The sequence below is a fragment of the Segatella copri genome (genome assembly GCF_019127135.1).
GTDB lineage: Bacteria > Bacteroidota > Bacteroidia > Bacteroidales > Bacteroidaceae > Prevotella.
Genome location: NZ_JAHOEA010000075.1, coordinates 1 through 12985, shown reverse-complemented (window position 1 = coordinate 12985; position 12985 = coordinate 1). Strand labels below are relative to the sequence as shown.

10 protein-coding genes are annotated in these 12985 nt (G+C 45.6%); 3 read left to right on the top strand and 7 right to left on the bottom strand.

Annotated features, from left to right (window positions below; all coding sequences use genetic code 11):
- Positions 1-114: 114 nt before the first annotated feature.
- Together KSW37_RS13975 and KSW37_RS13970 are read right to left on the bottom strand one after the other, a co-directional pair.
- A complete protein-coding gene (locus KSW37_RS13975) occupies positions 115-726 on the bottom strand; it encodes a DUF1349 domain-containing protein (RefSeq protein ID WP_254368669.1) in 612 nt (203 codons plus the stop codon).
- A 127-nt stretch (positions 727-853) separates the two neighbouring features.
- Positions 854-1618 carry a response regulator transcription factor gene (locus tag KSW37_RS13970; RefSeq protein WP_254368670.1) on the bottom strand — a complete coding sequence of 255 codons (765 nt, stop codon included), beginning with the start codon at positions 1616-1618 and terminating at the stop codon, positions 854-856.
- A gap of 349 nt (positions 1619-1967) precedes the next feature.
- Here KSW37_RS13970 and cysS point away from each other — a divergent pair, with 349 nt between their 5' ends.
- On the top strand, positions 1968-3458 hold the full coding sequence (gene cysS / locus KSW37_RS13965; protein WP_117695079.1) for a cysteine--tRNA ligase: 1491 nt from the start codon (positions 1968-1970) through the stop codon (positions 3456-3458).
- Between the two features lie 48 nt (positions 3459-3506).
- On the opposite strand, the gene KSW37_RS13960 is transcribed toward cysS, so the two are convergent.
- The gene (locus tag KSW37_RS13960; protein ID WP_217314947.1) at positions 3507-5369 is read right to left on the bottom strand and encodes a calcineurin-like phosphoesterase C-terminal domain-containing protein; all 1863 of its coding nucleotides are present in this window, start codon (positions 5367-5369) and stop codon (positions 3507-3509) included.
- 125 nt (positions 5370-5494) lie between these two features.
- Here KSW37_RS13960 and KSW37_RS13955 point away from each other — a divergent pair, with 125 nt between their 5' ends.
- Together KSW37_RS13955 and mutS are read left to right on the top strand one after the other, a co-directional pair.
- Positions 5495-6634 carry an AAA family ATPase gene (locus KSW37_RS13955; protein WP_217314948.1) on the top strand — a complete coding sequence of 380 codons (1140 nt, stop codon included), beginning with the start codon at positions 5495-5497 and terminating at the stop codon, positions 6632-6634.
- A 44-nt stretch (positions 6635-6678) separates the two neighbouring features.
- On the top strand, positions 6679-9342 hold the full coding sequence (mutS, locus tag KSW37_RS13950) for a DNA mismatch repair protein MutS (RefSeq protein ID WP_217314949.1): 2664 nt from the start codon (positions 6679-6681) through the stop codon (positions 9340-9342).
- A gap of 80 nt (positions 9343-9422) precedes the next feature.
- Here mutS and lgt read toward each other — a convergent pair whose 3' ends face one another.
- The 4 genes from lgt to KSW37_RS16205 form a co-directional block, all read right to left on the bottom strand.
- Complete coding sequence (gene lgt, locus KSW37_RS13945) at positions 9423-10286, bottom strand: prolipoprotein diacylglyceryl transferase (protein ID WP_119237777.1); 864 nt, start codon at positions 10284-10286, stop codon at positions 9423-9425.
- 18 nt (positions 10287-10304) lie between these two features.
- Entirely contained in the window at positions 10305-11408 is a 1104-nt protein-coding gene (ychF, locus tag KSW37_RS13940) for a redox-regulated ATPase YchF (RefSeq protein ID WP_217314950.1), read from the bottom strand.
- Between the two features lie 141 nt (positions 11409-11549).
- Positions 11550-12686 (bottom strand): pullulanase X25 domain-containing protein, encoded by a 1137-nt coding sequence (locus KSW37_RS13935; protein WP_217314951.1) that lies wholly within the window; start codon positions 12684-12686, stop codon positions 11550-11552.
- A 240-nt stretch (positions 12687-12926) separates the two neighbouring features.
- The coding region (locus KSW37_RS16205) for a desulfoferrodoxin family protein (protein WP_367397515.1) at positions 12927-12985 on the bottom strand (59 nt) is incomplete at its 5' end.

Below are 12985 nucleotides of genomic sequence, written 5' to 3'. Positions count from 1 at the left end.
ACACTATTTCAAAGAACGTGGGTCTATTCCTTACGGACAAGACTCCTTTAAATGAATTGTTTAACAAAGCTGTTCCAACAGAAGAGACGGAGGATTGGCTATATCCTAGCCTTTTCAGGCCCGATGATTTCTAAACGGGACAGCAGTGTTCCCATCTTCTGAAAAATAACTGCCAAGAGTAGTGCCATCGGATGATAATCTCATATAAACATACGGACCGATAATCGCCTGATGATTATTGTCATCAGAAGTGCCTATTGTGCGAACTGACACCACACGGTGAACACCATATTCATCCTGTTCGAAACACAGTTTTTGACAATGAGTGTCATTCTCGTATGCGTATAACACACCTGCCGAATATGTTCCGGTTTCGGTGAAGTTCGGCTGTACTTTAGCCGTAAAAGTGAAAGGCTTAGTGTTGTCAACTTCTGTAAAAATGATTGCAGAGCTATTGACAACGCTTCCATCCGGGGAGCGGAAATAATCAGTTTGGGGACCTGCCACAAACTTGAGAGTGTCGCCAAGAAGTGTGATACCATTCTCTCCGCCGTTTTTAGACTTTGTAAAACGGATTCCTCCTACATTGATATTGCATGTAGCGAGTTTAACGTTTTCCGTTAAGACTTTCTTGTCAGAACTTCCTTCTTTTTTCTCTGACCCTTTCTGGATGCATCCAGTCATAGCAAGACTTGCTATGATTGCGATAAATACTAATTTTCTCATTGTAACATTGATTTGATGTTTATTAAATTGCAACTTTCTTGTGATTTATTTGCGGTTGCAAAATTAGAGAAAATTTACGATATGTGCAATACTGATTTCTAACCAATTTTCGAATCAGGCATGCACATTAAATAAGGTTCATTCTTAATGCAATTTCTACTGCGGCTACGGTATTGGCCACTTTTAACGACGCTAAAATATCCTGACGATGGCGATTAACCGTATAAATGGATATGTTTAACTTGTCGGCAATTTGTTTGCTTGGTACTCCTTTAGCTATCAATGACAGTATTTCAAGTTGTCGGCGGCTAAGAATTTTACGGTCACTCGCTTCGTATATGTCTCGTCCAACCGTTTCCCCGGTCAATAGATTAACAATTATTCCATCTTGTCGGTTATGGGAAATAGGGTACGGGATGTAAGTGCATAGACCGAGTAAAACACTACCGTTGGCACTACAGCTGAAATATCTCGTTGTATGGAGTATCTTGACTTTTTCATTGTCTCCGGCCCGGTAAAAATTAAGGATACATGAAGCTGAAAAATTTGTCTTTTCTTTTATTGAACGTTCTTTTATAAAGTTGAAGAAACGAAGTTCCAGTATATGACGTTCAATAAGTTCGTCTTCTTTTGCATGACAGAATACGATTTCCTCAAAGGCAGAATTACGATCTACCATATATTCTGGAAGATTCATTATAGTTTGACCGAATCTTCCAGAATAAATATGGCATTCTTTATTTTGAAAATCTGATACAACTGCTATGCCTTCTGTTGCTAATGCATAACCATTTGCACACGCTTTTGCTTGAGTGAGTAATAGTTCCCTGTTATCCGAGGCTTCAAACTCTTGATCTGTCAAAAGCGATTTTAGTTCATTTTCTTGCTTCATTCTGAATTGATATCTATTCGCACCATTACGGAGTAGTGCCATTTAAATTTTGTTGCAAAATTACTAATAATATTAGATTACAAGTTCCTCTTAAAATATATTAATTGAACATGAAGTCGAAATAGAGTTGGTTATCATTAAATGTTGCTTAACCCACTTGAACAACTTATGACAAGCTTTCATATATTTGAAGCCTATCATACAGAGAGAATTGACTATGGAAAATCTGTTCCATTGATATTTTCGAGGATTTTAATAACATTTTGCGAATGATTTGTCGGATATATCAGAAAAATGAGTTAACTTTGCACTCAAAATATAAATAATATAAAAGAAAGGTTCATACAAGATGGAACAGAAATTACTGATTTACAACACTCTCACTCGTACAAAAGAGAGATTTACTCCGCTCCACGCTCCTAACGTGGGCATGTATGTTTGTGGCCCTACCGTGTATGGCGATCCGCATCTCGGTCATGCACGACCAGCCATCACATTCGATATACTCTTCCGCTATCTCAAGCACCTAGGCTATAAGGTTCGCTACGTTAGAAACATTACCGACGTGGGCCACCTGGAGCACGATGCTGATGAAGGCGATGACAAGATTGAGAAGAAGGCTCGCCTGGAGCAGTTGGAGCCAATGGAGATTGCGCAGTACTACACCAACCGCTACCACGATGCCATGGAGGCGCTGAACGTGCTCCCTCCTAGCATTGAGCCTCATGCCACAGGACATATCATCGAACAGGAGAAACTGGTTCAGGAAATCCTGGACAATGGCTATGCCTACGAGAGCAATGGCTCTATCTACTTCGACATCGAGAAGTATAACAAGGATCATAAGTACGGTATCCTCTCCGGACGTAACCTGGAGAACGTTATCAACGAGAGCCGCGAGCTGGCTGGTATCGGCGAGAAGAAGAACCAGGCTGACTTCGCCCTCTGGAAGAAGGCTTCACCTGAGCACATCATGCGCTGGCCTAGTCCTTGGAGCGATGGATTCCCAGGATGGCACTGCGAGTGTACTGCGATGGGACGCAAGTACTTGGGCAGCCACTTCGATATTCACGGTGGCGGCATGGATTTGATTTTCCCTCATCATGAGTGCGAGATTGCTCAGGCTGTGGCTTCTCAGGGCGACCAGATGGTTCGTTACTGGATGCACAACAATATGATTACCATCAACGGCCAGAAGATGGGTAAGAGTCTTGGTAACTTCATCACTTTGGAGCAGTTCTTCACTGGCAATCACGACAGTCTGGAGCAGGCTTATTCGCCAATGACCATCCGTTTCTTCATCCTCTCTGCTCACTACCGCAGCACCGTAGACTTCTCTAACGATGCCTTGAAGGCTAGCCAGAAGGGATTGGAGCGCCTGATGAATGGTTTGAACGACCTGGAGCGTGTGCCTGTGGCTAAGCAGAGCGATGAGCAGGTGAAGAAGTTCGTAAGCGAATTGCGCCAGCGCTGCTACGATGCGATGAACGATGACTTCCAGACTCAACTCGTTATCAGCTATCTCTTCGAGGCTTGCCACGTAATCAACACAGCCCTCGACCACAAGGCAAACATCTCTGCTGAAGACTTGAAGGAGCTTTCAGACACCATGCATCTCTTCACCTTCGACCTGCTCGGTCTGAAGAGTGAGAAGGGAGCCAACAATGATGCTCGTGAAGAGGCTTATGGCAAGGTAGTGGATATGGTTCTCAACCTGCGTGCCAAGGCTAAGGCTGATAAGGATTGGGCTACCAGCGACCAGATTCGCGATGCCCTGGCTGAAGCCGGCTTCGAGGTAAAAGACACCAAGGATGGTGTTACCTGGAAATTGAACAAATAATATTTAAAAAGAGGGTGCATCATCAACTTATGACGCACCCTCTCTTTTTTATTTTTGTACTGCTGCAGAATCTTTCTTCCTTGCAGCAAGTGAATCTTTCTGTCTGCCAGATATAGAATCCCGCAACATCTTGTCTTTCTTATTCTTATATTCCTTATACTCTTTTTCGTAATAATGGGCAAAGTTGGCGAAAGGCTCTGTCGTTACCTCATCACTTGATGCCGTATAGGTATTTCCGTAAGGATCGGATGCCTTGATGATGATTCTGGCATTCGGATTCCTTGGAGTATAATAATATAGGTGGTTCATGATGAGATAACCATTCCCCTTGCTCACGAAACGATAGGATACACTCTCGCTGTACTTATGATGATAGCCGGCGGCAAAGGCATCCTGCCCCTTTCCGCTGAGGCGCCCCATCAGATATTCTTTGCCATCCTCTACGGCTACAACACGCCAATGACTGGTAGCATTGAAGACATTGGCTACCAGGATATTCCTGTTGTTTGCCAACTGCCAATCCCTAGAGTATTTCTCGCCGTTGAAATCGGTTTGCGCACGGAACAAGGTCATCTGCTTGCTCTTATCCCAGAAAGTTCCCTTGTAATAGCAGTTGCTGATGCTGGTACCCACAAAACTGTATACATAATATCCATTTGGAGTTCCGCAGATGTTGATATTCGACTGCCATATATTGCCACAGGCGGCAGCATGACAATGCTCCATCACATCCTCTCCCTTATAGTTGATTTCGTGGTTGCAGGCAAAATGAGTATGTCCGCAGAAGAGTTCGTAACCGCCCTTAAACTGTTTCAGCAAAGAAAGCAGGAGCGAGAGACGGGAAGAAGAATAGTGTCCCTCCTCATGGGCATTGGTCAGCGGCTTCGCCTTGCTGAAAGGCGCATTGCCGAATGTAAAAGGAATATGATAACAGAGTACCACTTTCATATCTTTTGGCGTGAGGGCGAGATTCTGCTTCAGCCACTTCACCTGGCGCTCACGTAATTCTCCAGGAGAATAATAAGACATGCCGCGATGGAAGAAGCAGTTGTTGATGCAGACATAATGCACATCGCCACGGTTGAAGGAAAAATCGGTAGGACCGAAATTCTCCTCCCATTTCCTGCGGTAGAGCGCCTTGCCATCCTGGTCGTGATTGCCGATGACGGAGAAGAGACGCATCTCTGAAGAGCCCAATGCCCGGCGTATCTGACGCTCCAGTTTGGCGTTGTAACCGCCATAATACTGTACATCATCGCCCATGCTGAGTCCATATACAGGAGTTCCGGCTGGAAGACTCTGGATGGTTTGCTTGATGTCTGCCATCGTCTGGGTTGTGAATCTTTCTACATCGCTCTTCTTGATAGGATTATCATCCGGAGAAGTATAGTAAGGGCTGTAGGCATTGGTAACCTGCGGGTCGCCGATGACAATCATCTTATAGTGAATCTCCTTGCCGCCCGGCAGTCGGGTGAGGGTGAAGTTATAGGTTTTCTTCCCCTTGGATACCTTTTGGTAGAAGAAAGCCGTGCGATCGGTCTTAGAATGGGTAGGAACCTCGCAATCGGCTGGAACAGAATAGTATATGAATCTTGCCAGACTGTCTCGCTTCATCTTATATCTGCCCTGTGCATCGGTTTTCACACAGTTGAATCCATCGCTCACGATGACGCCAGCCACTCCCTTTCCTTCCTTATCTCTTAAAGTTCCGGAGATATTGAAATCCATCTTCTTCACAGGTTTCTTCTTCAGTGTATCTGCAGGCTGTGGCTTGAGCCGGAGAACCGGTGGGGTTTTCACCAGGTTCTTTATCTGTTCCTTGGGGTAGAGCAGGTGCAAGGTGATGCCTATTGCTACGAGAGCGCAGCAAGCAACCGACAGAATCCCTATGTATAATTGTTTCTTTTTCATGAGTACAAAAGTACGGCTTTATTATGGTAATGCAGCATATATTCATTTAAAAAACTCTAAATATTACCTTAGGGTAACTTACCTTAGGGTAATATTTCGTAACTTTGTACCAAATTACTGGGAATATGGCAAAATATCTATCACCATTTCAATTTGGTACATTAGCTACCAATGAGAATTTTATCGACAGACAGGAAGACAGGGCTTTGCTGAAGCAATTACTGTCCTCCCATATCAACGTGATGCTGATTTCACCACGCCGATGGGGTAAATCATCGCTAGTGAAAAGGGCGATGAGCGAATTGGCTGATGAGGATAATAACGTAAGAATCTGTTATATTGATGCCTTCAGCATCGGCTCTGAATCTGAATTTTATCGCACTTTTGCCAGTCAGGTTATAGCTTGTGCTTCCTCTAAAATGGAACGATGGATAGAGGATGCAAAGAAATTCCTGACAGGTGTGATACCTCAGGTTGTAATCAACGACCAGGTGACCGACTTCATGGCTTTCGACCTGAAGTTTGTGCCACAGGAGCGTGATAAGATGGCGATTCTCCAACTGCCTGAGTTGCTGGCAAAGGAAAAGGGCATCAGGATTATCGTCTGCATCGACGAATTCCAGCAGTTGGCTAATCTTCCTGAGTATAAGGATATGGAGGGAAAAATGCGTTCGGTATGGCAGCAACAGCAGCTTACCTCTTACTGTCTCTACGGCAGCAAGCGAAACATGATGCTCAATATCTTCAACAATTCCAATAGTCCTTTTTATCGCTTTGGACAAGTGATTTTTATGCAGAAGATAGCTAAGGAGCATTGGATTCCATTCATTCTGTCATCTTTCGAGAAGACAGGAAAGTCAATCTCTGCAGAGATGGCCGAGAGAATCTGTTATGCCGTGGCCTGCCATTCCTGGTATCTCCAGCAGTTGTGCTATTTTATCTGGAGTTTCACGGTTTCGGAAGTGACGGAAGATATATATCATCTGGGATTGAAACAGGTACTCAACATCAATACCCCGATGTTTCAGAATGATACGGAGAATCTCAGTTCTACCCAGATAGAGATGCTTAAGGCTATAGCCAATGGCGAACAGCATTTCTCCTCGCAAGCCGTGAAACAAATCTATAATCTTGGTAATCCAAATACGATTGTCAAGAACAGGAAAACTCTCCAGAACAAAGATATTATCGAAAAGCAAAACGATACTTTTGGCTTTGTTGACCCGATATACCGGCTGTGGTTTAAGGAGGAGTATTGTAGATAGAAACTATGTAAATTAAAAGAAATAATATAAGGAGAAAAAAGATAATGGCAAACGATAATAAAGGTCTTACACCGATGATGAGACAGTTTTTCGAGATGAAATCGAAACATCCCGAAGCGCTGCTGCTCTTCCGTTGCGGTGACTTCTACGAAACTTACTGCGAAGATGCGGTGGAGGCATCCCGTATACTCGGCATTACGCTGACACGACGTAACAATGGCGGTTCTACGGGCACGACCGAGATGGCAGGATTCCCTCATCATGCTCTGGATACCTATCTGCCTAAACTCATCAGGGCGGGTAAGCGCGTAGCGGTATGCGACCAGCTGGAAGACCCGAAGAAGAAACGACTCGAAATAAAAGGTAAGAAGGGACTGAGCCAGATGGACAAGATGGTGAAGCGAGGTATTACCGAACTCGTTACACCGGGTGTGGCGATGGGAGATAACGTGCTGAACTACAAGGAGAACAACTTCCTGGCAGCCGTACACTTCGGCAAGACCGCCTGCGGTGTGAGCTTTCTGGATATCTCGACCGGAGAGTTTCTTACCGGCGAGGGAACCTACGACTATGTAGAAAAACTGATGGGCAACTTCATGCCGAAAGAGGTGCTCTACGACCGCGCCCGAAAGAATGACTTCGAGAAATATTTCGGCAGCAAATACTGTACCTTCGAACTGGATGACTGGGTTTTCACCGAACAGACAGCCATGCAGAAACTCCTGGGACATTTCAAGACAAAATCTCTGAAAGGTTTCGGCGTAGAGCATCTCAAGAACGGCGTGATAGCCAGTGGTGCCATCATGCAGTATCTCGAGATTACCCAGCATACACAGATTAATCATATTACCGCCCTTTCACGTATCGAAGAAGATAAGTTCGTACGTATGGATAGGTTTACCATCCGCAGTCTGGAACTGGTTGCCCCTATGCAGGAAGACGGTTCTTCTCTCCTGAATGTCATCGACCGTACGGTAACGGCGATGGGCGGACGTATGCTCAGACGCTGGCTGGTCTTCCCGTTGAAGGACGTTAAACCAATCAACGAGCGCCTCGACATCGTGGAATATTTCTTCAAGGAACCGGAATTCCGTCAGCTTCTCGATGACCAGCTGCATCGCATCAGCGACCTGGAGCGTATCATTTCCAAAGTAGCCGTGGGTAGAGTTTCGCCTCGCGAAGTGGTTCAGCTGAAGAATGCACTCGAAGCCATCAAGCCTATCAAGGTGGCATGTCAGCATGCTACGAATGAGGCTCTGAAGCGGGTAGGCGAGCAGCTGAACGTATGCGAGACCCTGAAAGACCGCATCGCCAGGGAAATACAGCCCGATCCGCCACAGCTGGTCAACAAGGGTGACGTGATAGCCGACGGATTCAATGCCGAACTTGACGACCTTCGTGCCATCAGCCGCCACGGCAAGGATTATCTGCTCAAGATACAGGAAAGGGAGATAGAAAAGACAGGAATTTCGAGTCTGAAGGTAGGTTACAATAATGTTTTCGGATACTATCTGGAGGTGAGAAATACCTTTAAGGACAAGGTGCCTGAGGAGTGGATACGCAAGCAGACGCTGGCTCAGGCAGAGCGTTATATTACCCAGGAACTGAAGGAATATGAGGAAAAGATTCTCGGTGCTGATGAGAAGATTCTAGTATTGGAAGCACAGCTCTTCAACGAACTGATAGCTGCCATGCAGGAGTATATTCCGCAGATACAGATCAATGCCAACCTCATCGCCCGTATGGACTGTCTTTTGTCATTTGCAAAGACATCTGACGAGAACCGCTACGTGCGCCCTATTGTCGATGATTCTGAGGTGCTCGACATCAAGCAGGGCAGGCATCCGGTGATTGAAACCCAACTGCCGCTGGGCGAACGCTATGTACCTAACGATGTGCTGCTCGATACCGAGAAACAGCAGATCATGATGATTACCGGTCCTAACATGGCTGGTAAATCGGCTCTGCTGCGCCAGACTGCCCTTATCGTGCTGCTGGCACAGGTAGGCTGTTTTGTGCCCGCAGAGAGCGCCCGAGTGGGACTGGTGGATAAAATCTTCACACGTGTTGGTGCAAGCGACAATATATCGCTCGGCGAATCGACCTTCATGGTAGAGATGACCGAGGCAGCAAACATCCTGAACAACGTTTCTCCGCGCTCGCTGGTGCTCTTTGATGAGCTGGGAAGAGGTACTTCTACCTACGATGGTATTTCCATTGCCTGGGCTATCGTGGAATATCTGCATGAACATAAGAAGGCGCAGGCACGTACGCTCTTTGCTACCCACTATCATGAGCTCAACGAGATGGAGAAGAACTTTCCTCGCATCAAGAACTTCAATGTGAGTGTGAGAGAGGTGGACGGAAAGGTAATCTTCCTGCGCAAACTGGAGCCGGGAGGCAGTGAGCACTCTTTCGGTATCCATGTGGCAGAGATTGCCGGTATGCCTCGCAGCATCGTGAACCGTGCCAATGTGATTCTCAAACAGTTGGAGGATGACAATGCCGGGGTAGGCGGTGCCGGTAAACCGAACGTACAGCACATCGATGAACCTAAGGATGGTGTGCAGCTCAGTTTCTTCCAGCTCGATGATCCTGTATTGACGCAGATACGTGATGAAATACTCGGGCTGGATGTGAACAATCTCACTCCGGTAGAGGCATTGAACAAGCTCAATGACATCAAGAAGATTCTACTGGGAAGATAAAAATATAAATCCCTCCCCGTGGCAGCAGATGCTGTTGCACGAGGAGGGATTTTTATAATCTGAAAATAAGTCGTCTAATATTATTTTGCCTCTACGTTCTTTTCTTTCGCTCTCTTTGTGCTGGAAGCGATGCTCCATACACCGGCGATGATGAGCGGAATGCTCAATATCTGTCCCATATCCATAGGCAGACCTGCCTCGAATGCTACCTGAATCTCCTTGGTATATTCGATGAAGAAACGGAAGGTGAAGATGAGAGTAAGGCAAAGACCGAAATAGAAACCGGTGCCTACGCTCTTAGGTCCTCTCTTCTTGTAGATGAAGAGGATGAGGAGGAAAAAGCAGAAGTATGCCAAAGCCTCGTAGAGCTGACCCGGATGGCGTGGATACTGGTCTTCGCGAACGAAGATAAATGCCCAAGGCACATCGGTAACCTTGCCGATAATCTCTGAATTCATCAGATTGCCCAAACGGATGAAAGTGGCTGTAATGCCTGAGCAGATACCCATATTGTCGAGCACTACCCAGCCACTCACCTTCATGTTGCGGCAATAGAGCCAGATGCCGACGAACATGCCGAATACGCCTCCGTGGCTCGCCAGTCCCTCATAACCCGTAAACTTCCAACTGCCGTCTGGCATGTGATGAACAGGTATCAGCATCTCGATGAAGTGATCCCACTGGGTGAGGAAATATTCCGGCTGATAGAAGATGCAATGTCCCAAACGGCCACCTATCAGTACACCTAAGAAAATGTAGAGAAACAGTGGGGAGAACTTCTCATCTGAGAGCCCCTGCTGCTTGTAAAGCTTGCTCATGAGCAGATAGCCCAGCAGCAGACCAATCATCCAGCAGGTGGAGTAGTAGCGGATGGTCATAGGACCCAGATGAGCCAGAATAGGATCTGGGTCCCATACGATATAGTTAAGCAGATTTGCTATCATAACCGTAGAAGAATAGGATTATACATTGAACCGGAAGTGCATGATGTCACCATCCTGTACGACGTACTCCTTGCCCTCGATGCCGAGCTTGCCAGCCTCGCGTACAGCTGCCTCAGAGCCATACTTGATATAGTCATCATACTTGATAACCTCTGCACGGATGAATCCTTTCTCGAAGTCGGTGTGGATGACGCCGGCACACTGAGGAGCCTTCCAGCCCTTGTGATAGGTCCATGCCTTGACCTCCATCTCACCTGCGGTGATGAATGTTTCGAGGTTCAACAGGGCGTATGCCTTTTTGATGAGTCGGTTTACGCCGCTCTCTTCCAGTCCGAGTTCTTCAAGGAACATCAGTTTGTCCTCGTAGGTTTCGAGCGATGCTATGTCTTCCTCTGTCTTGGCAGCGATGACCATGCACTCAGCACCTTCTTCCTTGGCGATTTCCTCTACCTTCTTGCTATACTCGTTGCCGGTCTTGGCAGAAGCTTCGTCAACATTGGCTACGTAGAGCACAGGCTTGGTAGTGAGGAGGAAGAGGTCGTGAGCCACCTTCTGCTCTTCCTTGGTTTCGAAAGTAACGCCACGAGCATTCTTTCCCTGCTCCAGAACAGCCTTGTAAGCCTCCAGAACGGTAACCATCGTCTTAGCATCCTTGTTGCCTGCTGCAGCAGTCTTCTTCTGCTTGGTGAGCTGAGATTCGATAGTTTCCAGGTCCTTGAGCTGCAACTCTGTATCGATGACGCTCTTATCCTCCAAAGGATTAACCTTAGCGCCACCCTCGCGAACGATGTTGTCATCGTCGAAACAGCGGATTACGTGGATGATAGCATCGCACTCACGGATATTTCCCAAGAATTTATTACCAAGACCTTCGCCCTTGCTGGCACCCTTGACGAGACCTGCGATATCTACGATTTCGCAAGTAGCTGGGACGATGCGTCCTGGGTGAACAATCTCTGCCAACTTGTTGAGTCGCTCATCTGGTACGGTGATGACGCCCAAGTTTGGTTCGATAGTACAGAAAGGGAAGTTAGCTGCCTGTGCCTTTGCACTAGACAGACAGTTGAACAGTGTAGACTTACCCACGTTTGGGAGGCCTACAATACCACATTTTAATGCCATTTTATCTTTAAACGTTTAAATTTCCGGTGCAAAGTTACACATTATAAATGAAAGATACGAAGAAATCGTGGAAAATTAACTAAAAAAGGCATCCACGGGGGCTGTGGATGCCTTTATGATGAACACTATGATAAGTATTTGTTATTTCAAGACTACTTTTTTGCCGTTGATGATGTAAACTCCCTGTTTTGGAGCAGAAATGCGCTGTCCCTGAAGATTGAAGATTACTTTCTTGGTCTTGATGTCACTGGCAATCTGGCTAATGCCGTCGGTTACGCTTGGTACAGCTGTAGCAGAAACCTCCTTGGTTGCCTGATTGAAGGTGAAGGTAACATCGTAGGTTCCGGCTTCAGTGATGGTGAGGATAGCATTTCCTATTCCTAAAGGGTCAGCACCATAGCTTTCTGTCCAGTCATGGTTGGAGCATACCTTATATTCGTAAGTTTGGGCGTTGAGGCTTATCCCCTTCTTTACCAGGACATAGATATAGTTCTCCTGCATTTCCATCTCATTGACCGTGGACTTCTCGTCCCACGCAGTCTCAAATAGTCCTTCGTCTCCGGCAACAGACCATATCTTTTCAATTATGGCATCTGCTTTTCTGGTTGCATCGCAGGAAACTTCGTGGGTCTTCGAATTGAAGGTGAAGGTGAGGTCGTAGATTCCGTCTTTTGTGATAAAAACGGAGGCATTACCTTCAGGATCATTATCGTCACCATAGTTTTCTGCCCATCCATGGTTTGCACAGATCTTATATTTATAAGTACCTAGAGCGAGAGTTAGATCGGTCTTGGTCAGAATGTATGTGACATTATCTTCCTGTTTGATCATGTCGTTTTCTATCGCAGTTTCATCCCAATCTTTTCCGAGAATTTCGGGTGAACCGGCTACAGTCCATGTCTTTTCGCCGATAACTGCATCACCAGTCTTTGTGGGTTTGACATTGATTTCAAAATTGTTTGCGTTAAACTGGATAGTCACGCTATAAGTACCAGTCTCTTTTACTGTAAAGACATAATTTGCTGCTGGGTACGATTCGGCCCATGAATGATTCTTCACGACTTTGAATTCGTTTTTCACATTCTGCTCAAGAATACAGCCGTTTTTGGTGAGTTCCCAGATACCATTCCCTTTATCGGTCATGTCATTTTGTGTGTCGCTTATATCCCAATGAGAACCGAAGATTGAACTGGAACCTGCTGCTGTCCAAACATCTTGTGCCTGCAGTGTTAGTGTTACGAAACAAAGCATGATAAAAGTATAAATAGTTCTTCTCATAATTAATATAATTTAAAATGTTTATAATTAAATGATGATTAAAATATTGCGTATTATTATTAAAAAATCGGGTCTTTGATTGTATATTTGGTGCAAATATACGAATAATATCAATAAGTTCCAACGTTTTTGGAGAAAAACTTTGATTAATAGCTAAAAAATCAGGAGAATGTGTCTACAATATAGAGCATATCCTCCTGAATGATAGTATTCCTTTAGATTTTACCTTCCCATAATCTTTTAGATTACCCCCTTCCACAATCCGTGGAGATTGCAGTATTCGCGAGCCGTAACATCCT